This is a genomic window from Colwellia sp. RSH04, assembly GCF_003545765.1.
GTDB lineage: Bacteria > Pseudomonadota > Gammaproteobacteria > Enterobacterales > Alteromonadaceae > Colwellia.
Genome location: NZ_QXIO01000007.1, coordinates 135,889 through 161,129, shown reverse-complemented (window position 1 = coordinate 161,129; position 25,241 = coordinate 135,889). Strand labels below are relative to the sequence as shown.

Annotated in this window: 25 protein-coding genes and 1 other RNA gene; 7 read left to right on the top strand and 19 right to left on the bottom strand. The window is 36.8% G+C overall.

Annotation, left to right across the window (positions count from 1 at the left end; translation table 11 throughout):
• The first annotated feature begins 62 nt into the window (after positions 1-62).
• Positions 63-818, top strand: a complete 756-nt coding sequence (locus tag D1094_RS13080) for a YggN family protein (RefSeq protein WP_259337956.1) — start codon at positions 63-65, stop codon at positions 816-818.
• Positions 819-954: 136 nt separating this feature from the next.
• Here the strand turns inward: D1094_RS13080 and D1094_RS13075 are convergent, their stop codons facing one another.
• Entirely contained in the window at positions 955-2,610 is a 1,656-nt protein-coding gene (locus tag D1094_RS13075) for an electron transfer flavoprotein-ubiquinone oxidoreductase (protein ID WP_118960562.1), read from the bottom strand.
• Positions 2,611-2,881: 271 nt separating this feature from the next.
• Between D1094_RS13075 and D1094_RS13070 the strand changes: the two genes are divergently transcribed.
• From D1094_RS13070 to D1094_RS13060, 3 genes are all read left to right on the top strand, one after another.
• A complete protein-coding gene (locus D1094_RS13070) occupies positions 2,882-3,634 on the top strand; it encodes an electron transfer flavoprotein subunit beta/FixA family protein (protein ID WP_118960561.1) in 753 nt (250 codons plus the stop codon).
• Positions 3,631-4,557, top strand: coding sequence for an electron transfer flavoprotein subunit alpha/FixB family protein (locus D1094_RS13065; RefSeq protein ID WP_118960560.1), 927 nt, complete (start codon positions 3,631-3,633; stop codon positions 4,555-4,557). The genes D1094_RS13070 and D1094_RS13065 overlap by 4 nt, the downstream gene beginning before the upstream one ends.
• Positions 4,558-4,718: 161 nt before the next feature.
• Positions 4,719-5,069 (top strand): stress response translation initiation inhibitor YciH, encoded by a 351-nt coding sequence (locus D1094_RS13060; RefSeq protein ID WP_259337961.1) that lies wholly within the window; start codon positions 4,719-4,721, stop codon positions 5,067-5,069.
• Between the two features lie 88 nt (positions 5,070-5,157).
• On the opposite strand, the gene recR is transcribed toward D1094_RS13060, so the two are convergent.
• From recR to D1094_RS13035, 5 genes are all read right to left on the bottom strand, one after another.
• Positions 5,158-5,763, bottom strand: coding sequence for a recombination mediator RecR (gene recR / locus D1094_RS13055; RefSeq protein ID WP_118960558.1), 606 nt, complete (start codon positions 5,761-5,763; stop codon positions 5,158-5,160).
• A 109-nt stretch (positions 5,764-5,872) separates the two neighbouring features.
• On the bottom strand, positions 5,873-6,199 hold the full coding sequence (locus D1094_RS13050) for a YbaB/EbfC family nucleoid-associated protein (protein WP_118960557.1): 327 nt from the start codon (positions 6,197-6,199) through the stop codon (positions 5,873-5,875).
• A 115-nt stretch (positions 6,200-6,314) separates the two neighbouring features.
• The gene (dnaX, locus tag D1094_RS13045) at positions 6,315-8,498 is read right to left on the bottom strand and encodes a DNA polymerase III subunit gamma/tau (protein ID WP_118960556.1); all 2,184 of its coding nucleotides are present in this window, start codon (positions 8,496-8,498) and stop codon (positions 6,315-6,317) included.
• 238 nt (positions 8,499-8,736) lie between these two features.
• The gene (locus tag D1094_RS13040) at positions 8,737-9,135 is read right to left on the bottom strand and encodes a response regulator (RefSeq protein WP_118960555.1); all 399 of its coding nucleotides are present in this window, start codon (positions 9,133-9,135) and stop codon (positions 8,737-8,739) included.
• A 309-nt stretch (positions 9,136-9,444) separates the two neighbouring features.
• Positions 9,445-10,098: a DUF1456 family protein gene (locus D1094_RS13035; RefSeq protein ID WP_118960554.1), complete on the bottom strand. Its 654-nt coding sequence runs from the start codon at positions 10,096-10,098 to the stop codon at positions 9,445-9,447.
• Between the two features lie 252 nt (positions 10,099-10,350).
• Here D1094_RS13035 and D1094_RS13030 point away from each other — a divergent pair, with 252 nt between their 5' ends.
• Positions 10,351-10,872: a hypothetical protein gene (locus tag D1094_RS13030; protein WP_118960553.1), complete on the top strand. Its 522-nt coding sequence runs from the start codon at positions 10,351-10,353 to the stop codon at positions 10,870-10,872.
• 65 nt (positions 10,873-10,937) lie between these two features.
• Here D1094_RS13030 and D1094_RS13025 read toward each other — a convergent pair whose 3' ends face one another.
• The 10 genes from D1094_RS13025 to D1094_RS12980 all read right to left on the bottom strand — a co-directional run bounded on the left by D1094_RS13025 (position 10,938) and on the right by D1094_RS12980 (position 21,369).
• Positions 10,938-11,546 carry a hypothetical protein gene (locus tag D1094_RS13025; protein WP_118960552.1) on the bottom strand — a complete coding sequence of 203 codons (609 nt, stop codon included), beginning with the start codon at positions 11,544-11,546 and terminating at the stop codon, positions 10,938-10,940.
• A gap of 188 nt (positions 11,547-11,734) precedes the next feature.
• On the bottom strand, positions 11,735-12,997 hold the full coding sequence (locus tag D1094_RS13020) for a tetratricopeptide repeat protein (RefSeq protein ID WP_118960551.1): 1,263 nt from the start codon (positions 12,995-12,997) through the stop codon (positions 11,735-11,737).
• A complete protein-coding gene (locus tag D1094_RS13015; protein WP_118960550.1) occupies positions 12,997-13,611 on the bottom strand; it encodes an energy transducer TonB in 615 nt (204 codons plus the stop codon). The genes D1094_RS13020 and D1094_RS13015 overlap by 1 nt, the downstream gene beginning before the upstream one ends.
• Positions 13,612-13,614: 3 nt before the next feature.
• Positions 13,615-14,016 (bottom strand): biopolymer transporter ExbD, encoded by a 402-nt coding sequence (locus D1094_RS13010; protein ID WP_118960549.1) that lies wholly within the window; start codon positions 14,014-14,016, stop codon positions 13,615-13,617.
• Positions 14,017-14,028: 12 nt separating this feature from the next.
• Complete coding sequence (locus tag D1094_RS13005; protein ID WP_118960548.1) at positions 14,029-14,553, bottom strand: MotA/TolQ/ExbB proton channel family protein; 525 nt, start codon at positions 14,551-14,553, stop codon at positions 14,029-14,031.
• The gene (locus tag D1094_RS13000) at positions 14,553-15,902 is read right to left on the bottom strand and encodes a MotA/TolQ/ExbB proton channel family protein (RefSeq protein WP_118960547.1); all 1,350 of its coding nucleotides are present in this window, start codon (positions 15,900-15,902) and stop codon (positions 14,553-14,555) included. The genes D1094_RS13005 and D1094_RS13000 overlap by 1 nt, the downstream gene beginning before the upstream one ends.
• The gene (locus D1094_RS12995) at positions 15,902-16,681 is read right to left on the bottom strand and encodes a DUF3450 domain-containing protein (RefSeq protein WP_118960546.1); all 780 of its coding nucleotides are present in this window, start codon (positions 16,679-16,681) and stop codon (positions 15,902-15,904) included. Before D1094_RS12995 ends, D1094_RS13000 begins: the two co-directional genes overlap by 1 nt.
• Before the next feature lie 469 nt (positions 16,682-17,150).
• Positions 17,151-17,615 carry a hypothetical protein gene (locus D1094_RS12990; RefSeq protein WP_118960545.1) on the bottom strand — a complete coding sequence of 155 codons (465 nt, stop codon included), beginning with the start codon at positions 17,613-17,615 and terminating at the stop codon, positions 17,151-17,153.
• 97 nt (positions 17,616-17,712) lie between these two features.
• Positions 17,713-18,654, bottom strand: a complete 942-nt coding sequence (locus D1094_RS12985) for a class I SAM-dependent methyltransferase (RefSeq protein WP_118960544.1) — start codon at positions 18,652-18,654, stop codon at positions 17,713-17,715.
• Positions 18,655-18,759: 105 nt separating this feature from the next.
• Positions 18,760-21,369, bottom strand: a complete 2,610-nt coding sequence (locus tag D1094_RS12980) for a TonB-dependent receptor (protein WP_118960543.1) — start codon at positions 21,367-21,369, stop codon at positions 18,760-18,762.
• Between the two features lie 652 nt (positions 21,370-22,021).
• On the opposite strand from D1094_RS12980, the gene priC reads away from it, so the two are divergent.
• Both priC and D1094_RS12970 read left to right on the top strand, forming a co-directional pair.
• Complete coding sequence (gene priC / locus D1094_RS12975) at positions 22,022-22,690, top strand: primosomal replication protein PriC (protein ID WP_118960542.1); 669 nt, start codon at positions 22,022-22,024, stop codon at positions 22,688-22,690.
• Positions 22,691-22,790: 100 nt separating this feature from the next.
• Positions 22,791-23,057, top strand: coding sequence for a late competence development ComFB family protein (locus D1094_RS12970; protein WP_118960541.1), 267 nt, complete (start codon positions 22,791-22,793; stop codon positions 23,055-23,057).
• Positions 23,058-23,113: 56 nt separating this feature from the next.
• On the opposite strand, the gene D1094_RS12965 is transcribed toward D1094_RS12970, so the two are convergent.
• The 3 genes from D1094_RS12965 to D1094_RS12955 form a co-directional block, all read right to left on the bottom strand.
• On the bottom strand, positions 23,114-23,881 hold the full coding sequence (locus D1094_RS12965; RefSeq protein ID WP_118960540.1) for a hypothetical protein: 768 nt from the start codon (positions 23,879-23,881) through the stop codon (positions 23,114-23,116).
• A gap of 127 nt (positions 23,882-24,008) precedes the next feature.
• Positions 24,009-24,105, bottom strand: an RNA gene (gene ffs / locus D1094_RS12960) — signal recognition particle sRNA small type.
• Between the two features lie 162 nt (positions 24,106-24,267).
• Positions 24,268-25,227 carry a DUF3014 domain-containing protein gene (locus D1094_RS12955; protein ID WP_118960539.1) on the bottom strand — a complete coding sequence of 320 codons (960 nt, stop codon included), beginning with the start codon at positions 25,225-25,227 and terminating at the stop codon, positions 24,268-24,270.
• Positions 25,228-25,241 lie beyond the last annotated feature (14 nt).

The following is a 25,241-nucleotide window of genomic DNA, read 5'->3' as shown; positions in this document are numbered from 1 at the left end:
TTTTAAGATTTATGAATTTATTATCCCACCTTGTCTCGAGCATTTGTTTTATCGCAATACTAATGACCCCTTCTGTTTCGATGGCATCTAGCCAACAATGTTCTATCAACCTCAATTATGGGGTAATTATTAATCCCACACATATTAGAATTGTTGATCGTGGTCAGACACAAGTTCAAATAAACAATGATGATCAGTTATTTATTCAAGGAAGAGAACAACAGCTTAATGAAGAGCAAAGGCTATTGTTCAAACAGTTTTCAACGGGTATTCGAGAGCAATTTCCTGAAATAGTATCAATAGCAATTGAAGGTGTAGACATTGGTTTAAAAGCTGTTAATGAAGTTATTGGTGGTTTAACTGGAGAGAACAGTGCTTCTCAGCAAAATGTTCAAGCCAAGTTTGAAGAATTAAAGTGGCGCATTCGAACTCGTTTTAATCAAAGTGCAAATAATTACTATATAGCTCCTCAAGATTTAAATGACTTTGAAGAGTTATTTGCAGGTGAATTCGAACAAGAAATAGAAGAAGTTATTCAAGAGTCTATTGGCACAATTTTAAAAGCGGTAGGACAATCACTTATTAAAGATGACAACCGCTATGAAGGCGGCAATGGTGAAGAGCGCATTGCCACCTACGACGATCGTATCGCTGGTATGAGTAAAGGGCTAGAATTAGCTGTCAGCGACCGTGCCAAAGCATTAGAGCACAAAGCAAAGGAATACTGTGAACAACTAGCGGAACTAGACAGCATTGAATCACAATTGCACCAAACAATTCCTGCATTACAGTCTTTTAACCTTATTGAAACTAATTAAGCTCTACTCAAGGTAAACAAGATTACACAGTAAGCTTTTTTCGTACAAATAAAAACGCTACATAAAAATGTAGCGTTTTTATATTAGCCTGAGGTTAACTTAAATAATTGACTGAAATATAATGACTAAGCATATACTACATGTTTGGATAATTTGGGCCACCCGTACCTTCAGGTGCAACCCAGGTAATATTTTGTGTTGGGTCTTTAATATCACAAGTTTTACAATGGATACAGTTTTGAGCATTAATGACTAATTCATCGCCCGACTCTGCTATTTCATAAACCCCAGCAGGACAATATCGCTGAGCTGGTTCATCATATTTTGCTAAGTTAACCGTAATAGGAATTTGAGTATCTTTCAATTTCAAATGACATGGCTGTTCTTCTTCGTGGTTCGTGTTTGATAAAAACACCGAAGAAAGCTTATCAAACGAAAGCGTGTTGTCAGGTTTAGGATAATTAATTGTTGGCGCTTCGCTTGCTAACTTTAATTGCTCATGATCTAAGCTGTCATCTTTAAAGTTGAAAGGAAGTTTTCCACCAAAAAAGTTTTGATCAATGGTGTTATAAGCCCCACCTAAAAAGGTACCAAACTTATGCATCGCAGGACCAAAATTACGGGTATTATATAACTCTTCATATAGCCAAGAGTTCTTATACTTATCAGTAAATACCGTTAAATCTTGTTTTCCTTCTTCAGCAATACCCTCTGAGGTCATTAATGTTTCTGCAATAGCTTCTGCTGCCAACATACCTGACTTCATTGCGGTATGGTTACCTTTAATCTTAGCAAAATTGATTGTTCCAGCATCGCAACCTACTAATAGCGCACCAGGCATCGTCATTTTAGGAAGTGAATTAAAACCACCTTTTGCCATTGCTCTTGCACCATATGAAACACGTTTTCCGCCTTTTAGGTACTGACTGATTTTTGGGTGATGTTTATAGCGTTGAAACTCATCAAATGGGCTCAAGTGCGGGTTACTGTAATTTAAATCAACAATTAAACCGACAAAAACTTGGTTGTTTTCTGCATGATATAGGTAACCACCGCCATTAGTGTCGTTTTCCAATGGCCAGCCGGCAGTATGGACAACTAAACCTTCTTGATGATTTTCAGGGTCTATATCCCAAATTTCTTTAAAGCCTATACCATAGTGTTGTGGTGAAGAGTTCGCATCTAAGTTAAATTTTTCTATTAATTCTTTACCCAAATGTCCGCGGCAACCTTCAGCAAAAACAGTATATTTTGCTCTTAATTCCATACCTGGCATAAAAGAATCTTTTTGATTACCGTCGGTATCTAAGCCCATATCGCCAGTAATAATACCGCCAACACTGCCGTCTTCATTATAAATAATTTCTTGAGCAGGAAATCCTGGGAAAATCTCAACACCAAGTTGCTCTGCTTGTTCAGCTAACCAACGACAAACATTCCCCATACTAACGATATAGTTACCATCATTATGCATCGTTTTTGGTACAGAAAAGTTTGGTAATTTTGTTCCTTTGCTTTCATTATTAAGCAAATAAATATCATCCCCTGTCACTTTCGTTGTAAGTGGGGCATTTTTTTCTTGCCAGTCAGGAAATAATTCATTTAAAGATTTAGGTTCAAACACCGCACCTGAAAGAATATGAGCACCGACTTCAGAGCCTTTCTCAACAACACAAACCATTAACTCTTGCTCTTTTTCTTGGGCTAATTGCATTAGGCGGCAAGCTGTAGATAGACCAGCAGGACCTGCACCAACAATTACTACGTCAAAATCCATCGATTCGCGTTCCATAAAATCTCCCACTATTATTCTATTTATCAAGTTTAATTCTTTAAAATTCAAACAGGCGTTTGATATTCAAACAGGTGTTTGATAGTATCTTATTACAGATAGCCAAGCAAGCAGTTAATAAGCTGCCTTAATAAGCTTTTCTCTTGATTGTATCTTAGTTTAAAAGTTTTCACCAAGATTACGTTGACGTTGACGTAAACCAAGAGTATCTTTTATCTATAATTTTTAGCAAAACGTATTTACTTATTTACAAACCTGATCAGAGGCAATAATGAAAGTATTAGTTCCGATAAAACGTGTGATTGACTATAACGTCAAAGTACGTGTGAAGCCCGACCATTCAAATGTCGATCTTGCCAATGTAAAAATGGCAATCAACCCTTTTTGTGAGATTGCAGTAGAAGAAGCTGTTCGTTTAAAAGAAGCAGGTAACGCCACAGAAGTTATTGCTGTTTCAATTGGTGATAAATCATGCCAAGAGCAACTACGCACAGCTCTCGCTTTAGGTGCAGATCGTGCAATCCAAATCGAAGCTGATGGTGACTTAGATTCACTTAACATTGCAAAGTTATTGCAAAAAGTTGTTGAAGAAGAGCAACCGCAATTGGTTATTTTAGGTAAACAATCAATTGATAGCGACAATAACCAAACAGGACAAATGCTTGCTGCGTTAACAGGTCTAGCTCAGGGCACGTTTGCTTCTGAAGTTAAGATTGATGGTGACAAAGTAAATGTTACTCGTGAAGTAGATGGCGGCCTACAAACGGTAGCACTTAATCTACCCGCGATTGTGACTACTGACTTACGTTTAAATGAACCACGCTATGCTTCATTACCAAATATTATGAAAGCTAAGCGTAAGCCATTAGATGTAAAATCAGCGGCTGATTTTGGCATTGATTTGTCTCTTCGTACAAAAGTATTAAAGGTAACTCCACCTGCTGAACGTGAAGCTGGCATAGTGGTAGAAACCATCGATGAATTAGTAGAAAAATTAAAGAACGAAGCTAAGGTGATCTCATGAGTATTTTAGTTATTGCTGAACATGATAACAGCACATTAAAAGCTGAAACATTAAAAACAGTTGCAGCAGCACAAGCAATGGGTAGTAATATCACAGTACTTGTTGCTGGTTTAAATTGTCAGGCAGTTGCCGATGCAGCAAGCAAGGTTAATGGCGTATCTAAAGTACTTCTTTGTGACAATGCTGTTTATGAACATCAACTTGCTGAAAATATGAGTTTATTGGTAACAGAACTTGCCGAAAATTATGAACACATTGTCGCAACAGCATTAACCACAGGTAAGAATTTCATGCCTCGCGTTGCTGCACTATTAGATGTTGCACAAATTTCAGATATCATTGGTGTAGAAAGTGCTGACACCTTCGTAAGACCAATATACGCAGGTAATGCAATAGCGACAGTACAAAGTTTAGATGCTAAGAAAGTTATTACAGTACGTGCTACAGGTTTTGACGCTGTTGCAACTGACGGTAACGCTAATGTAGAAACACTGGATACTGTTTGTGATGCAGGAACTTCAAGCCATGTAAGTGATGAACTTACTGAATCAGAGCGCCCAGATCTTGGCGCTGCAACTACCGTTATTTCTGGTGGTCGCGGTATGCAAAATGGTGACAACTTTAGTTTACTTGAAGGTATTGCTGACAAACTAGGTGCAGCAATTGGTGCTTCACGTGCTGCTGTTGATGCGGGTTTTGTACCCAATGATATGCAAGTAGGTCAAACAGGTAAAATTGTAGCCCCTGACTTATATATTGCTGTAGGTATCAGTGGTGCTATTCAACATCTTGCGGGTATGAAAGATTCGAAAGTTATTGTCGCTATTAATAAAGACCCAGAAGCTCCTATCTTCCAAGTAGCTGATTACGGTATTGTTGCTGACTTATTTGATGCATTACCAGAGCTAGAAAGTAAATTGTAATTTAAACTGCGTTAAGCATTTAAGTTTTGATATAATAAAACCACTCTTGTAGTGGTTTTATTTTGTCTTTAATAAAGTGATAACCAGATAACAGCGACAATAAAATGAAAGAAAAATTAACAAGTTTAAGTGATTTAGCCTCAGTATTTGGTAAAAACACGATCACAACGCCAACAAATGAAACAAGTTCTTCACATGATGAAAACTTAGTTTATTCAACTGACAGTGGCCGAATTAAGCCTAATAAGTCCAATGAAAACGTAACAAGTAGCGATGGTTACGCGAAAGTAAGAAGAGAAACAAAAGGTCGTAAAGGTAAAGGTGTTGTTACCATCACCGGTTTAGGCTTAGATAACAATGCACTTAAAACGTTAGCTAAAAAACTAAAGAAAACTTGTGGTACAGGCGGCACGGTTATAGAGGAAGTTATTGAGATTCAAGGCGATAAACGAGACGAGATTAAAGCGGTATTAGAAAAAGAAGGCTTTAAGGTAAAGTTTATTGGCGGCTAGCTAAAACCGCTAGCGCAAAGCTCCCCCCTTTAACATCGACTCATAAAGAGCTAAAAAGCCTAAACGCACATTTTCCCGATTTAAAAACTTATAATAAATACTTTTTGCGACCCGACAATGCGTGAGACAATGTATTGCCATCGACATACTCTAACTCACCACCGACAGGAACACCATGTGCAATACGTGACATGCTAATACCATATTCGTTTGCAAGTTCTGCAATATAATGCGCTGTAGCCTCTCCTTCAACGGTCGGGTTTGTCGCCAAAATAACTTCTTCAAAATGGCCACTAGCAAATTGTTTTGCAAGAATATCTAAGCCTAAATCATTTGGCCCAATACCATCTATGGGAGATAAGTGCCCCATCAAAACAAAATACTTTCCGGTAAATTCACCTGTTTGTTCAATAGCTATAACATCACCTGGGCTTTCAACAATACATAAATTTGTTGCAAGTTTACGCTTAGGGCTTTGGCAAATTTCACAGAGATCAAATTCAGTAAAATTACGGCACTCTTGACAATGGCCTATATCAGTCATCGCTTTTTCTAACGAGTGAGCGAGCTTGGTTCCCCCTCGCCTATTTCGTTCTAAAAGCTGAAAAGCCATACGTTGAGCAGATTTAGCACCAACGCCTGGCAGGCATTTTAAAGCGTCAATTAACTCTTGTACTACTGGGCTAAATTTCATCACTTTCCTTAAATGTTATTGAATAACGATATAAGTTTAACAATTCAATTAAAAAAACAGGTAGATGAAAATTTCAAATACCTGTTTTTGGCAAAGATAAGTTGTTTTACTAGAATGGCATTTTCATGCCAGGAGGTAATTGCATACCACCTGTTAATGCACCCATTTTTTCTTTATTTTGCTCTTCTACACGACGTACAGCGTCATTTACTGCTGCCGCTAGTAAGTCTTCAATCATATCTTTATCATCTTCCATTAAGCTTTCATCAAGCTCAACTCGACGAACACTATGGCTACCTGTCATGGTTACTTTAACCATGCCTGCGCCAGCTTCACCGACAACTTCCATATTAGCTAATTCTTCTTGTGCTTTAGCCATTTTTGCTTGCATTTGTTGGGCTTGCTTCATCAAGTTGCCCATACCGCCTTTCATCATCTATCTCTCCAAGATCTTAAAACTAAAAACTATGTGCTTATTATACCTTGATGCAGAATTAACAGCATCATTTAATCTTTGAACTTTATATTAAACTGTATCATATATTTTACCGTTAATGAGCCTGAATAGTCTCTTCATCCAGCTCAGCTTGAAATATTTGCTGTAGTGACTTCACCGTCGTATCCTCAAATAGCAAGGCTTTTGCATAATCATACCGTTTATCATTAATTTGCGATTGTATCTGGTAAGGATCTGCAACGGTTTTATCAACTAACTCTACCGTTACTGTGATTGGCTTTGCTAAAAACTGACAAATATAATCTTGTAACTGCTGTTGGGCTACTTCGGTATTTAAATGCTTTGTCGCTTGATCTAACTGTAGAATTAAATGATCGTCTGTGGAGTTTTCGCCAATGGTTGCGTGAATAGCTAATTGTCTAATTCTAGCAGTAAGCTCCATCGCATCAATCATATGAGCCCATTTATCAACCTGATTAGCTTTCTTAATAACAGCAGGATCTATCTGCTCTTCACTAAAAGGGACTGTTGGCTCTGGAGGTGTATGCTTAACAACATGTTCATTTGTTGCCTGTTCTTCTGTAGCTTGCGTCTGTAATTCAGTTGAACTTTTATTATGACGCTGATTAGCGCCATCAGACTTTTTTGTTTGCTGCTCCAGTTGCTTTTTTCGACTACGAAGCATATTTCTGGTTGCTAGAACGGCACTTACAGGGCTTTCAATAACTGGCGCTGTTGGCTCAGCTATTTGTTCAGTGTTCCTGTTAGCATCAATAATAGTCTGCTTACTTACAATTAAAGGAGCTTCCATGGCGCTACTTTGTTCATGCTGAACATCAGTTGGCATAGATGACAGCGCTTGAGCCTCTTGCTCAATTGCAACCATTTGTTCATCTAATGAGACGGGTGCTTGGTCAATTAGTTCGTTATTATTAATTTCTTCAGTGTTTTCTTCTGCTAACGAGTTTTCTTGTGATAGCTGCTGATCTTCTGTAGGGACTTCATTTATTGAAGTTATTGGCAATTCGCTGCTGATCTGTTCAGAGTTGCCTAAGCTTACTGTTTCACTATCATTGTCACTTGCATAAAGTATGGGCTTTGCCATGTTGGTATCAGGCAAAGAGTCACTAGTAAAATCGACAGGTGTAACTTGAGGATTCGTATTATCTATTACCTGCTGAGTTACACCAGTTTGCATTGGTTTGAAAGCATGTAAACGTAATAACGTCATATCAAACGCTGCTTGCTCATCAATAGCATAAGGTAAATCTTTACGTCCATTTAATGCTATTTGATAATAAAGTTGAATATCTTCAGCAGACATTGATTCAGCAAACTTTTTCAGTAAAGTAACTTGCTCTGCTGGTAAATCGAAATGTTGTTCTACAATTTGCATCAATGCAATTTGATGAAATAGTTGGATTAACTCTGCAAATAAACGGTTATAACTAGGTGCATAAGAGGCAATTTCTTGAGACAAAGTCATCAAACCTTTACCATCTTGTTTAAGTAAAGTAATGAGTATTTTATATACCCAGTTATGATCGATTCCGCCAAGCATTTGCTGAATATTTTCTAGCGAAATATGCCCCTGACCTTGCGCTATAGCCTGGTCAGTTAAGCTGAGTGAATCTCGCATACTACCACGAGCAGCTTTTGCGATTAATGTAAGGCAGCCTGGTTGATGAGATACTGATTCACTTTTCAAAATATCATCAAGTTTAGCTTCTATTTGTTTTACGGTTAATGCTTTTAAATGAAACTGTAAACAGCGTGATAACACGGTAACTGGAAGTTTTTGCGGATCTGTTGTCGCTAAAATAAATTTCACATGGGCTGGCGGCTCTTCTAGCGTTTTCAATAAAGCATTAAAACTATGCCTTGAAAGCATATGTACTTCATCTATTAGGTATACTTTATAGCGCCCACGTGTTGGTGCATATTGTACATTATCAAGTATCTCTCGCGTGTCATCCACTTTGGTTTTTGATGCCGCATCGACTTCAAGTAAATCAATAAAGTGCCCGCTATCGATATCTAAACAAGTTTGGCACTGACCACATGGTGACTCTGTGATGCCTTGCTCGCAATTTAAGCTTTTTGCAAAGATCCTTGCTATGGTCGTTTTACCTACACCTCGAGTGCCGGTAAACAAATAAGCATGATGAATACGCTGTTGAGATAGTGCATTAGTTAACACACTGACAACATGCTCTTGTCCCATAAGCTGTTGAAAGTTTTTAGGGCGCCACTTTCTTGCTAAAACTTGATAACTCATAAAGTTTTTTACTCAACTTCCATACGTAATTATGTAAATTAAAGACTTACTTTGAACGCTGATTATTTTAATGATTGCGTCTTAGCATGCCATTTTCATTAATGATATCGATAAATATCACTAGAGTGACACAAATGTAACTCTTGTATATAGCTAACTCTATATACTACTTTATCGTTACCCATAATGAAATTCTATAAGTAAGATAATCAGCTAAGAAATAAATATAATGTGGGTGTTATGCATTAGAGTGCATAGAGAATTGTGCTTGGGGGCGAAATATGCCTAATTTAACTAATTTTTCAATCAAGTTGTCGCTATCTACCGGTTTACATATCACATCAGAGAATTGAGAAAACTCTTCAAGTTTACTAACGGCATCAAGCCCTTGGGTAGTCATAAATAAAATAGGAATTGCTTTACACTGCGGTGTTTGCTTTAAGTTTTTTGTGAGCTGAACACCATTCATCAATGGCATAAGGTGATCGATAATATATAGATCAAAGTTTGCGTTTTGTGCTTTTTCAAATGCATTTAGCCCATTCGTAGCTGTTTCTACCTCATAGCCTAATTGAGATAGTAATGAAACTAAACTGTCTTGTACGGCTTGCTTGTCATCAACTAAAAGTATGCGCATTTTGAATTTATCAGCTCTAAATATAAAATTTTAACCAAATTTAATGGCGCGCATAATACCTTATTAGACCCTTTTACAACAGTATTTAGCCTTGGTTTCTATCAACTTTATTAGAGCATTTATTCTGATATTAGCAATAACTTACTAATATCAATAACTTTAGAATATCTTTACGCTAGGGAGTGTTTATCATTGTTTCATAATTCAGCTGAGAGATAAAATCTCTTTATTCAAGGCAAAAATAACGTAGTTTACTCGCTAAATAAGCACTCTTTAACGCAGAGTACAGAGGCTTTTAGCCTCATAGCCCTAAGGCTTTTTTAATGTTAATTTACTACGACTATTTTTTTGGGAAGATTCAGAGCTTGGTGAGTTTGCATATGGGTTGTGATATATATTACTGGCATTAGGTCGAGCACCCTCTACTGAATCACCTTTTTCTTTTTTATAGCTAGGCTTACTCTTATTTGATACTTTATTAGGTACTTTGGCTTTTTCTTTTCTCGCGACAAAGAAGCGCTTCTCTATTGCTTTAAGAAAGTTTCTAAGTACTTGATCTTTACATTCACGGTAATGCTTATGATCAACTTTCCTGGTAAAAGCACTTAATTCAGGTTTACTCAATGTAAAATCGACACTTGCTAACATACTTATTATGTCATCTGCTTTTAAACCTAATGCAATTTTTATTTTTGTAAGAATTATATTATTGTTGAGCCTAGCTTCTATTTCGGCTCTAGGCCCCTCTTTTTTACCACGTTTCTTTTCAATAAAGCCATTTAACAATGCTGCAAAATTATAATCTGTACATTCTTCGTAATTTTCATCGTTATCTTTTTTCAACCAATGATTAACTTGTCCGCTGGTAACCTTAACTCCCATTAAAGAGAGCATAGAAGCCATCTCGTTATCATTCCAGTTAAAGGTATAACGTAAACGGCGTAATATATCATTGTTAGTCAAATTGAATTCCTGATGGGCTTAAAAGAGCTATATTATAACCCATCAGTAAGATGCTGCAAAACGCTATAAAGAAATGGTGATGTGTTTTTTATAGTTTAAGAACTGTTTATTCCTTCATATACAACTAATTCATGTAGCGAAGCTTATTCCATGATAACAAACAAGTTCAGTCTACTATGAAAGACTTATGATATTTTGTACTATAGAATACTTTAATTACCTCCATGGATATGGAAGCCATTCAGATTGACTATGATAAATTCAACCAAAATTATATTACCTGTATTTACGACTCTCTTAGTTACCAGTTGCGCTAATCAAAATCACATTGCACAACAAAACTTAGCACCAGTATCTAACCCTTGTCAAAAGCTAGATTATTTAATTAAGGCCTATAACGAAGGTTTTGAGCAGTTAAAAGCTGGAGAAGTTAAAGCAAGAGCGAGTAAAATTTGGCAAGCTAAATATCACCTGATTGGTGAGAATTGTACTATTTGGACTTTGGGTGGCGATAAAACAACATACTCATGTAATACCGTTCAAGTCGACGAACAAGTTGCTAAGGATTATTACAACAAAGCAGTAAGTACCGTTAAACAATGCTTAGGTAGTGAGTGGCAAGCTAATAGCAGTAAAAGACGCCATGATGACGGCTCGAAAACGCTATTTTCTACTGACAAAAGTGAGGTAACTGTGTCAACACATTTAGTACCATCAAGTAGCGTTTATAGTAATACTTGGTCGGTTTATTATTATGTTGGTAAAAATCAATAATTCACTTTTTGCGTAAAAACTAAAAAACGGGCAAATGCCCGTTTTTTCTATTCAAATATAAGTCTTTATTTGGCTTTATTTTTACCTTCACCGCATTTGCCTTTGGCTTTCTTTTTACCTTCGCCACACTTGCCTTCGCCGCATTTACCTTTGGCTTTCTTTTTACCTTCGCCACACTTACCTTCACCGCATTTGCCTTTGGCTTTCATTTTACCTTCGCCACACTTACCTTCACCGCATTTGCCTTTGGCTTTCATTTTACCTTCGCCACACTTGCCTTCACCGCATTTACCTTTGGCTTTCTTTTTACCTTCGCCACACTTACCTTCACCGCATTTGCCTTTGGCTTTCATTTTACCTTCGCCACACTTACCTTCACCGCATTTGCCTTTGGCTTTCATTTTACCTTCGCCACACTTGCCTTCACCGCATTTACCTTTGGCTTTCTTTTTACCTTCGCCACACTTACCTTCACCGCATTTGCCTTTGGCTTTCATTTTACCTTCGCCGCACTTGCCTTCACCGCATTTGTTTGCATCTTTCTTTTCTGCATAACTTACGGTGTCTTGAGCAGTAAATGGATTTACTTCAGCTTGTGCAACCTTGCTCGTGAATACACTTAACGCCAGTACGCCCGACATTGCCAATATAAAAGACTTATTCAATAAACTCATAATGTTTCCCTTTTTTAATATAGTACAACTTATAATAAGCTGAATTTTTGGTATCTGCTAATGTAGACCAGCAACTAAATATAAAAATTTCATATTTTAATTTAATTACTGGTTATTTTATCGTTAAGTAAATTTTAGTCAAAAAAAAACCAGCATAACGCTGGTTTTTTATATTAAGTAAAAAAGTACTAAATATTGACGTTTTTACGTTTCGCAGTATCAACAATAAAGCTTTTCCAACTTTTAGCTGATTTACGTGTACCAGGCTCTTTCATCGCTTTTTGAATAGCAGCATAAGCTTCTTTATACTTTTCTAAATAAAAGTAAGATTCAGCAATACTCATTTGAATTCGACCTTGATTTTTAATGCCTAACTCAATTGCTTTGTTCAATGCAGGAATAGCCTTTGCAAACTGCTCATCTTGCTTCAATAACATGCCTTGCTTACGATAATGCTTAGCACTGTTTGTCATTTTAGCCAGTTCACCATAATAATTAGCTGCTTTACTTACATGTTGAGCAGAGTGCCAAGCATTAGCTAATGTCGCAATGTTTTTGTCATCACGTTTAACTAAACCAGAAGCAATATGCTTTTCTAGTAATCGAGCAGATTTATACGGCACACCTGACTGCGAATATAAACTCGCAAGCGTTTTAATTTGGCCTTCTTTATCTAGATGTCCAAGTTTATACGCCATGTCTAGTGTTTGAGTAGCCTTATCATAGTTCTCTACTAACAAGTAGAACATTGGTAGCTGTGTCCACCACTGTTTATTCTCAGGGAACAATTGAATGACCGTTTCTAAAACCTCGATAGCTTCTTTGTACTTCTTACGTTCATAGTAAGATGTTACTTTTAAAACATACGGGTTTTGATTTGGCTTATCACCAAAGGCTGCAATGGCTTTATCAGCTGGTACAATCACTTTATCTAACTGCTTAAGTGAATAGTATGCATTTGCAACCTTCACATAAGTTGGGCCATCTTCTTTGCCAGTAAACTCCATCCAAGCATAGTAGTTTTTAAGCGCAGACTTATAGTCTTTAGATTGCATTTGAATATCAGCAAGTAACTTCAACGACTCACCATGATCTACTTCATTAAGTAAATCAGGTTCAACCGCTTTTGTTAACCACTCTATTGTTTTTGCATCGTTATCACCTAAGGTGGCATACATAACACCAATAAATCGTGCTACATACGCTTTGTCATAGGCCTTAGACGGTTCAATTTCCAATAATATTGCTAATGCACCAGGTATGTCGTCAGCACTGTACGCTTCAAAAGCTTTTTGTACTTTTTTGCCGACACGTGGACCGACTAATTGTGTTGGACGTTTCTTCTTTTTCTCCGCTTTCGCTTCTGCAGCATTAACTACATCAGCAAAAGGTGCTTGAGCAATAAGAAGACTCGCCGCTATCACTAAAGAAGTTGATAACTTTTTAAGCATTATTCACCTCCCATTTTAAAGTCTAGTTGTACAGTTAAACCAGGTCGTCTTTGAGCTTTGCCATCAACAACTTTTGGCTTGTACTTCCACTTTCTAAGTGCTCGTTTCGCTTCTTTATCGAAAATACGCTTAGGTTTAGCCTCTATAACTTTAACATCTTCAACACCACCAACTTCGTTGATAGTAAAAGAAAGAATTACGTAACCTTCTTTACCATCACGAGCAGCTTGTATTGGATATTTTGGTTCAATACGCACTATTGGTGTTGCATCACCATCACGTCCAATACCTGCACCAGGAGCTGATAAGCCCGTTGACGCACCTGCCATTTGAACACCTGGCATGTTGAATTTCAACCCACCAGTGTCGTTACTAGCTTCAGGCTCAGGAGTCTGTTGCTTAGGTGGCGCTTTTGGCGGCGGCGGAGGCGGCGGCGGTACACGACGACGCTGTTCTGCAGCTGACTCTGGCGGAGTAGTATTTACTTCGACAATAATGTTCTCTTGTTGCTCTTCTTTATTTCGATCACCAGATGAAACAAGGAAAGCCATAAAAGCAAATAAGCCAAAGGTAACGCCAGCGCCTAGTAGTATTGATACTAAAAAGCGAACCATAATTTACCCCTTCGCAGCCGCGATAGAAATTCTATCTATGCCAGCCTCTTTAATTGCATCCATTACTTTAACAACAATACCGTGTTTAGCATCTTTGTCAGCTTGAATGATAACAACATCAGTCGGTTGTTCAGCAAGTAATTTTTCAATCCTCGCACCAACACGTTCAATGTCTACACGACCTTTATCTAACCAGATTTCACCGTTATCTTTAATTGCAACAAAGATGTTGGCATTTTTCTGTTTAGTTTGATTTGCCGCTTTTGGTTTATTTACTTCAATACCTGCTTCTTTAACGAAAGAAGTGGTAACGATGAAGAAGATAAGCATGATAAATACGATATCCAGCATTGGAGTCATATCAATTGCTGCTTCTTCTTCCTCACGGATTTTTTTACGTGCCATGAAAATATCTCTCTAGTGGTGAGGTAAACTGTCAACCAGTTTAGCCTTTGCTAGTTTAACTTTAGCGTCTAATCTTGAACTAAAGAACACGCCTGATAACGCTGCTACCATACCCGCCATTGTCGGAATAGTTGCTTGCGAAATACCTGCGGCCATTAAACGCGGATTACCTGTGCCTTGTTGAGCCATGACTTCAAATACGCCAATCATACCCGTTACTGTTCCCAGTAAGCCGATAAGAGGACACATTGCCACTAATGTTTTAATGGTTATCATGTTCTTTTCAAGTAACTCGTCTGCTTCGGAGATCCAAGTATCTCTAATACGATGTGCATACCAAGATGTAGTATCTTGTCTTGCATCCCAACGAGCGATGATATCATCTCTCATTTTTGGATAAACTGATCCTAAGAACCAATAACGTTCTATCATCAATATCCACATCAAGAAGAGAGCGAAGGCAACAACATAAAGTACGTTACCGCCAGTCGCAATAAAACCCCTGACAGATTCCCAAAGCTCTATCAGGAATAACATTATTTAGACCCCTTCTCAGCAATTGCAGCGATTAAACCGGCGCTTTGCTCGTCTAGTTTTTGTAAAACAGACTTACTCTTACCTGCTACAACAGAGTGGATTAAAATAAGTGGCAATGCACAGATTAAACCTAAGGCAGTTGTAACTAACGCAAGTGAGATATTACCCGCCATAATTTTCGGGTCACCTGTACCAAACAAAGTAATTGTTTGGAAAGTCATAATCATACCGATTACCGTACCTAATAGACCCATTAACGGGGCAATAGCAGCAAACATTTTGATTAAGTTAATACCACGGTCTACCTGTGGCGTTTCACGTAAAATAGCTTCATCAAGTTTCAATTCTAACGTTTCAGCATCAGCAGATTGGTTATCGTAGAAAACTTTTAATAAACGACCTAGTGGGTTGTTTTCATTTGGCTTATCAAGATTTTTCTCTTGAGCTTTAATTTTTGAGCTCATGCCACCTAGAACAATTAAACGCTCTAGTGCAATTAAACAACCTAAAATTAGTAGTACCGTAATTGCATAACCTACTTGTTTACCTTCATGGAAGAATTCTTCAAGGGTTTTCTTACGCGTTTCTAAAGAAAGGATACCGCCACGAGATGGATCCACATATACAGCGCCAAAACCAGAGCCTGTGTTAAAGAAACTTTTAGCTGTATCAGAAATATAGCCTGCAGGTTGCTTAGGTAATGGTTGAACTTGGCCAACTTCATCGTTGTACGTTAAGTAACCTTGAGCTGATACTAAGTTAAAGGTACCAATACGAGTAACGGTTTCAGTTGACTTAGTACCATCTAAGTTAGTTACATCAACACTAAACTTAGATACTTTACCTGATTCAGTCATTTCAGTTTGCAAAGCAAACCATAATTCTTCTAAATCTTCTAAAGCTGGAATTTCTTTAGCGTTAGCAATGCGATTTAATGCTTCACCGCGATTAGCAAATTCAGCACTTACAATTGACGTTGTAATTTGACCATACGCACTTGCTGCTGCTGCACGAGAAACACCAAACATTTCACCTAAAGTACCGGTAGCGTTATCTAACTCTACTTCTTTTTGCGCTAAAGTAATTTCATTAGCCGCATATTCTTTAGTTAAACGTTTATTACGCGCCTGCTGATTAGCTAATTCTTGCTTTGCTTTATTTAACAACGCTTGCTTGTCAGCACGTGCAGATAAAAACTCTGCTTCACGTTTTTTATCAAGCTTAGCTTCAGAAACACGATCAGCCTTTACTTGCTTTAATAAGTCATCAAGCGTGTTTGCTTGAGTTGTAGCAGCAAAACCTGCAGTCATTGATGCAGCTAGCATCACAAAATTAATAACTTTTTTCATTATTTTGCTCCTGCTGCAAATACTGGCAATTTAGTTAAGTCCATTGGAAGTTGTTTACGCGCCATACGGATGGCGTCTGTAACAGGTTTTAAGAACTCATCACCTAATTCATCCCAAGAACGTGTTTCGTTGTTCCATAACCAAGAATGTTTCGCATCTAGTGATTGTGCAACTAAGGCAATACGCCCCATGTGAACGAAATCAGCAGTTAATGTACGACCACCTAAGTCAATCTCACTTTGGTAAGCATCAAAAATTGTGCCGTAACCCGCTTCAATTTCATACGCTTCAAGTACTAAACGAAATTGCTCAGAAACAGTAACGTTTGAATCATCCATTACAGTACGAAGATTCGCTACACGTTCTTTACGACGTTCAATATTCATTGGAACATCAAGCTCAATGAACTTCTCTAAAGAGTCGATCATCTTGTACATTAACGGTACAACACCTTGCTTAACTTTATCGATACCATCAATTTGTTTTTGAAGAGATACGATATTTGCTTTTTGATCATCAACCATACGTTGAACATGGTCGTTATAACCACGTAATACGTCTGCTTCATCAATAGTATTACGATACTCAGCAATAAGTTCTTGCGACTGTTCGTAAATGTTATTGATTTTGTTTTGTGATTTAGCAGAAGCTTTAAAAATTTTAGCTTCTTCTTTTTGAAGGTTTGTTAGCGCATCTGCTGCAGCAAAATTGCTAGCAGTTAATGCTAATGCACCTACCATCGCGCTTGCGATAAGGCTTTTCTTACTTACTTTGGACATAGTTCCCAACCAATTGCTATTTAATTTTGATAACAAATATATTGTTACCGCAAATATAAAAGTCTGTCGTTTTTAAAATGTAACTTTTTATGAATACAACTAAGCAATAATCCCAAATGACGGTCTAGCTGTCAAGGTGAGACTTTAATTCAGGGTACATTGTTTTAATGTTGTTAATCAAAACAATGTACCTTGATCCTGACAAAATAACGTAAACTTAATTAAAAATCTAAGAGACATTAAATTTTGCAGTACACTGTTTTACTAATAACTTCGTAGTAAGTCAAATTTATTTACTAAAAATTGTATAAAAAATGCTTTAATTAGCTGTCAAATGAATAAATTTATAATCGATTTTAGCTATATTACTAATAATTTTAAACAGCTAATAAGAAGGAGGTAGATAGGTAATATGTTGAAACACTAGAAATACTTACTGCTATTTAGTATTTCTAGTTTGTTGAGTATTTTAAAGTTTACAGTCAACTTCAGACGTTTTCCAAACCACTGGAGTCCAGTATTCACCTGTTTTAAATTTATTACGATTTTTTCGATTATATTTTGCACCTAATGCGTATTTTTTACCTGCCTCTACTTGAAACTCAATAATATGATAATTCTTAGCTTCGCCTCGCCTGCGCGTTATAGAGTTTTCGCGGACATGCTCAATTACCCTTATAATATGCTTGCCTGGTGTCAGAGTAAAACTTCCACTTTCCAGACTCGTTGTTACACCATCTATTGAATTAATACTGGCAAAGTGAATATCTTTAGTTGCTGGTGGCTTATTATAAAGGGTTATTATTCCGCATTCGCTGGTATTTTTTACTTGCTCATTACCATCGACTTTGTTCACTGCAAGTACACTATTAGTTGCAAGCAGTCCTGCAAAAGAAAGGCCTATCAGGCATTTATTAACGAACTTTTTCTTCATGTTCTTCTCCTTGAATTATGTTATCCATTTTAATAGTAGCTATAAGTTAATTTTCATTCAATTTTTTGTTTGTAAACAAATATTAGCGATGAAACATTTAATATTTCTGTAAATCAAATTTAATAGCGATGATACCTTTTTCATCTGTAATTATTTTCTTATGCAATAACTTTAAATCGACAGTATTGAATAATTCAATAGTATCTTGTAGTCCCTCAATTTTTATTGCGGCGCTGCATAAAGCATATAACCTTGATTTATGAGAAACTGTTTCTTCCCTATAAGCAAAAAACTTATCACCTTTTTCTGATATGCTTTTATTCATAATATATTTCATAAAGTGGACAAAATCACTCTGATGAAAGCTAACACCAAATTCATTTAGTGCATCAGCTAGCTTACTGTTTAATGTATTTCTATAATGTTCAGCTTCATGACTTAAACGAAGTAAAGCCCCTTCATTTGAAGTCATTTTTTTTAACTCAAGCAATTCAATTAAAGCGCCTAAGACGTCAATTAAACCACCTTGTTTTAATAAAAATGTTAATAAAGTAAGTTCTGTTTGATTTTCTTTATATATACGAGAGCTATTACAGTGACAAATAAATACTGCCCTGCCTGACTTTTTCATTACCCTACTTACTTCTGGTATAGATTTATGTAGATTACTATACTCAACACCATAATTAGAGATAATGTAGTCCATTTCTCCATCTGCATAAGGTAAGCTTTCAATATTACAGTCAAATGTAAATTTAATATTATCTAACGCGATAAAGGGGTCTTCTTTCTTCATAACCGCATAATCAACGCCATAGAAGTTTATTTTTGAGAAGTTTTCTAAATTCCCTTGTGCAAGCCGAGGTAATGAACCATTACCAGTACAAAGATCCAATACATTGTCTCCATTATCAAGGTTAGAAAAAACGTCAAGCCATTCTTTTTTAAGTATCCCTTCATAGCAATCTTTAAAGCTATCGCCAAATGAGGTTTTATGACCTTGCGCCCAATAGTGACTCCAATTGTTTTTTTCGCTCATAGCTCTACCTAAAAGTGTTTCACCTAAAAAATATTCTTACTATTTACTACTTATAAAAAAAAAGACCCTTTCGGGTCTTTTTATATCAAACTAATTACTTAGTAATTAGAAAGAAATTGAGTAACGTAACGTGTATTCACGACCGTAGTTGTTGTAAAGATCAGCGTTTTCGTACTTACCAGTAGAAGTCAATACTGGATCTTCATCAGTTAAGTTGTTAACACCAACCATTACACGACCGTAGTTACCAATATCGTACGTGTAGTTAAGATTATGAATTAACCAAGAGTCCAACTTACCTTCATCTTGTCGTTCCGTAGTTGAATCAGTATAGTTCATGTTCCAACCTAAACGGTGATCGCCAATTGTGTAAGTTGTAGTAAATACCGACTTATACTCTGGTTGGCCATTCCAGCCAGCAGTATTTTGAGCTTCACCACCACCTTCAACTTCGATAATGTAGTCAAAGATAAAGCTGTTAGTCCAGTTTACGCCGAACTCACCAAAACCAGTTTCCCAGTTACCATTTACTGCTAAATCTAAACCAGTGATTTGCATCTTGTTACCGTTACCGTAACCAGTACCGATCTCTTTTGCTGGTCCAATGTTACCATTTACATCATTAGGAGCACGGTCAACGTAGAATGTCTCACTTGGTGCTAAAGTACCAGCGGCAATGCCTCGCATTACGTTAGTAATAGAGCGGCGAGAAATTACGTTATCGATGTTTAAGTCAAAGTAATCCACTTTAACACCAAAGTCATCAGTCGCATCCCAAGCAACACCTAAGTTGATGTACTCAGACGTTTCAGGACCTAAGTCCTTGTTAGCACGAATGTATGTATTATATTGCTTCTCACCACAATCAGTTTCTGAAACGCCTTGGCCTTCACAGTAAGGGTAATCAATACCGTCATCAGCACTGAAAGTAGTTGCTGCGTATAAATTATCAAGCGCAGGTGCACGGAAAGATTCTGAGTAAGATGCACGGAATACTAAGCTATCAAGTGCTTGCCAGCGAACATTTACTTTAGGTGATACGTTGCTACCAAAATCAGAGTAATCATCGTAACGAGCTGCGATATTAACCTCAACTGAATCAATGACTGGTAAAGCTGCTTCATAGAACATTGCGAATACTTGACGATCACCACCAGCAGAGTTACCTGCTGAGCCACCAATTAAGCCAGCTTCAGATTGACCATCGTAAACTTCAGAATAAACCGTATCGAAGTACTCAATACCGAAGTAGTGAGCTACATCACCACCTGGCAATTGAAATAAATCAAAACCAATACCAGCATTATACTGATGGAAGTCTGAGGTACCTTGAGTCAAGGTAGTCGCCTTCATGTTGTTTTGACCTTCTTCAGAACCTAAAGGGATATCGTTAGCTTCATTATAAGCTAAACCTGAGTAACTCAAGTAGTACTCACCCATTGATTTGTTATCAGCTTTGTTGTAGTGATAGTAAACTTCCCAGCTAGCGTTGTTCCAGTCTAACTCACCACGTAAACCTGTTAAGAAATCTTGGTTGTAATCATGTACGTTACCGTCACGAGTACCAACACCTACCCAACGGTATAAACCTAATGTTTCTTCACCGTAAGGGTTATCAGGATGATCTGCAGCCATGTTTTGCCACTGTGCAGCAGGTGGCGCATAACGACCAAAAGAGTTGTTTTGTGTAAACATTGCACGACCAAACCACTCTATATCATCAGTCAAGTCATAGTCTGCATCTACGTATAACGTGTTACGCTCAACAGAAGCTTTGTTGTATGAAACATTACCGTATGCATACATACAGTACTCAGAGCCTTGGCTCCAGTCATCATCAGCCGCAGTTCTTCTAAATACGTCACTACCATACTCTGCAATTAAGTCATCACAAGAGTTAGCCGCTTGCATTTCAGAGAAATCAGGTGCTACAACAGTTGCACCGTACCAGCTCCAACCATCAGTTTCAGTGTATGCTTGAATAACACCGTCACCATCCAAATCTTCTTGCCAAGGTGCAGTGAAATGACGATCAGCATCAGCTATACCGTCACGTTGTTGATGATCGATTGAGAATGTAACGCCACCTTTATCTGTTTGGAAACCACCGACAATTGAGAACTCTTTTGAGTTGATGCCATCATCACGGTCACGACTACCTGCACCGAAGTTAAACTCTAAACCTTCAAAGTTTTTCTTCATGATGATGTTAACAACACCAGCCATTGCATCAGAACCGTAAGTTGAAGAAGCACCATCAGTTAAAATTTCGATACGCTCAACAGCAGCCATTGGAATAGCGTTTAAGTTAGCAGAAGAACCACCAAGCGTTGGTGAACCTGGGAAACGCTTACCATCAATCAATACTAAAGTACGGTCAGAACCAGCACCACGTAAATCGATAGTTGCTTGAGATTGTGCAGAAGAGCCTGAACGTTCTGAGAAAGAACCAAAAGAGTTAAGGTTTGAGTTACGAAGAGCATCAGCAACTGTTAAGTTACCTTCAATTTTCATATCTTCAGTCGTAATTACTGTTACTGGAGAAGCACCTTCAAGGTCACTACGTTTAATACGTGAACCTGTTACTTCAATTTTTTCTACTTCTTCAGCACCTTCATCTGCAGCAAAAGCTGGAGCAGAAATGGCAGCAGCTGTACCTGCACCGAACATCATCGCTAAGCGAATGGCTTTAGCTACTTTACTATTGTTATACATGTTTACTCCCTGGATCACATAAGTGATTTGGTTGTTTATTTGTTTAATTGGGTATTTTTATACTTTAAAGAATCAAAGCTTATCTTGCTTTGTATACTCTTAAACAAGTCGTTAGACCTGATCTGTCGACTAAGATAGTAAACTCTATCTGAGCAGACCGTCAACACCATTTATAACCATTTAGTAACTTTTTTAACAAACTAACATATCTAGTTACATCAATAGGCGTTTACACCTCGTTAACAAACACCAAACTAAACCTTATAAAACAGTCTGTTAGCATCATAAAATTTTTAATCAGTTGACGTTTAAGTAAAGTAAAATAATTTATCTTTTTTTTTACTTTACTTAATTTTTATCTCATCACAAAAATAAACATCTTAAAATCAGTAGTTTATAAAAAAACCTAACTAACCTTATTCTAAAAGCATATTATCTTTATATCTACACATATTCAAAAACCTTTACTTTTCATATAGATAAATAAACCCTCCTTTATAAAATGTACTATATAGTTTACAAAAGAATAAAAAAACAGGTTTCACCGTTTAAATAATTTTTCTGAAGGTAGATTGAATTCTTTTAAGAAAGTGTGTGGAAACGAACTGTGTTACACTGATTTTTTATATATCTTCACCATTAATTCAACACCATGACCTTAAAGAACCAAGTAGATCGTTTGTCGCACTTATTCGAACACTTAACACTGCAAGCAAAACTGATAGATAAAGAAAACACTGCTAATAAATCACATTATTTAATTGAGAATAGCAATTTATTCACAAAGCATTTATTTCAAACTGATAGTGATATGTTTAGTGACTATGTTGATGAAGCTAAATCTAGACTTGATGTATTTATTAGGCTCTCCAATAAAAGATATAGTAAAGCAAAGATGAATGATGAACGCCTCCAACATCTGTTAAATCACCTAGAGCAACAAATAAGTGCCATTCATAATGCTTTTTCAGCAAATAATAGTTTGCACCAAGTGGCTAAATTAAGTTTTGATGCACATAAAAAAGCTCGTCATAAAAGAATTCAGCGTCATCAAGCTAATCAACCAAAATTAGAGCAGCTCGCCCAATCAGTAATGATGTCTAGCCATCAGTTGTATCAACAGCTTTCAGAGCATCATGAATTTGAACGTAGACTATTATTAATGGTTAATGAAAGAGAAGAACAGCGACGACAATGTAATAATCAAAAAATTAATACACTTTCCGCTGAGGTGCTTGCGTTGCATCAGCGCTTGGGCAGATGTCGTAAAGCTATCTCTGCAATAGAGAGAAAAATTGAGTTTAGTGAAAAAAGTCAGTAAAGCAACGTTAAAAAATAGCAATTTATCTTAGCAAGCGTTAATCTCTAAAATATTAATACTTATTCACGTTACGTTATTTAATTGTATAAAGAAGGTTTATATGAAAATTTCTGATGATATTCACAATTACTATGAAAAGCTCGTTATGCAACACTTTACTGCTGCAAAGTTTGAAGACAAATATGATATTGACTTTATTGCTGATTTAACATGCGTAGTATTAAACCAACTGCCAACCAGATATATAAGACATGAAGTAGATATGGCTTTTTACTTGCCTGCTTCAGAAAGATTTGAAATGGAAAGCAAAGTAAAACATGCAATCAGTCAGGCCCTTGAATTTATGAGTACACACCGTACAGATTAAATAACATGTAAATTCAGGGGGATATATATTCCCCTGAAAATTCTAAATTGTTTTAATCAATACCCAGTACCATTTCCTACCCTTGCTTGTAAAAGTTTAAATTTACTAAAACCTTTTGCTTTTAATAGAGCAAGATCAAAGTCTATCATCCCTTTCATTGGCCTATCTTTTGCGTTTTGAGAACATTTTAGTTCACCTACCCCCGTTTTATTGAATTTTGAGAACGACTTATAACAAATCTTAGCGGGGCATGTATAAGCACAACCTGCATTAGCAAACAACCTGATACGATATTTATCATCAATACTATTTAAAAAATCATTATCATCGTTCGCAGCCATAGGTAAAACAACGGTATCATAAAGTGTTAATGCTTCATTCACTTGCTCTAAATTAGTTATGTTTTTAATAACACTCGCTTCAACATCATAATCAGTAAATTCATCTTTAATCCACAGAGCCAAATCATCATTAGTACAAATAATCGAGTTTAGAGGGTTATAGTACTTTTTTAGTAGTGCTCGATTTTCAAGATATTCATCTCGAGAAGCAAAATGATTAGTGAAGGCTATTCTGACGCCTATTCCTATTTCATTTAGACTAGTAGCATCATAGTCTGATATCTGTCTCATTTGATAAAAACGACCACCATATAACGTAGACGGCTCTACGAAGCCAAAAATACTTTCAATTTGCGAAAGGGGCACTGAACCGAAACACCTTTCTAGAAAATCTAGTGCTGGCTCCTTATCGGTTTTTCCTCGACCAGACACAGTATAAGTACTTAATGGTATTTTGTTTTCTACTATGGTGTTATTTAACATGATGAACAATATAATGATAATAATATTGAAAACCATCATAGTTTGTTGGTATCAAGACGTATTGATTGATATCAAAACAGTTAGAAATTTTGAATATAAAGATAGAGTAAATAGGAAAGGGTGGCAACCCAAGCAGCCACACCTCGGCACATGAGTCGTCTGCTGCGGTTGCTTCCTTCCGGACCTGGCCGAGTTCACAGAGTATCATTGCGAGGGGACCGAAAGGGTCACCATAGATGTTTTCAGAAGTAATTTACTTAGAAAGTACGTTTACTTGAAAGCGCGCGAATTATCGCTAAACAAAAGGCTATATGCAACCATTAGTTTCTAATTAACATATTGTTTGATTGTTTTTTACTCACCTCAGATAAAAACCAAAAATAGGTCTACTCAACTCCGTTGTGGTGTTGTGCTATTTTTTCATTTATTTCTAACAAAATAGATTTAATAATAAGTAAGTTTTCTTTACCTAACCTTAATAATAGCTTATCACTATCGCTTAATTCTTCTAGCGATTGATCTTGATACTTGTACATTACACTGGGTTGGATCAATTTAACCTGCTCTTTAGGAAGCTCCATATCTAACACATGCATGATTGACTCTTGAAGCACAACAGTAAAGTCATCATCATAACCAAGCTCTTGATAAGCTTCATCTACGAGTGGTTTAACCTCAAAATACCATTCAACAAGACTTGCACTATCGATTGAGCGTAATAGGTCTACATATAAATTAAATCGCTCGCTAGATTTTTCATCCCAACCCCATACATTTTGATTGTTTTGAAAACTCACTGTTTCGTCATCAGGCGTAAATTTAACAGTAGGTAAAATAAAAGGGCTATGCTCATAGGCAAGTGTCCCTTGAGCAAAATTATCAGTAAAGACAACAAACCTTCTGATCATATCTTCATCGATAACGAGTTTTAATAACTCTTTTCGCCACGTTAATTCAGGTAACTTTACTTTTAACCAAGAGTCACTGTCATCTAAACTTGGTAATGGATTAATTTCTTCAACAACGGGGGGGGCTACTTGTTCAGTGTCCACTTCATCAATAACAATTTCAGGTAATACGACTGAACTATCATCAACAATCTCACTGGGCTCCTCATCAGGCTCAATAACACCTTGAGGCTCTTCTTTTATAACCACGTCTTCTTGCTTAACCAATTCATCTAATTCTAAAGTACGTTTTTCCACTTTCCCCTCAGGAAACTGCCAAATAGCAACGACAACTAAAATGAATGCGATGATAAACATCAACAATGGTCCAGTGTTTTTACTTTTAACACTTACCTCTTCATTATCAACTTGCTTTGATGAACTATCTGAATTTTCCATACACACCTTTAATA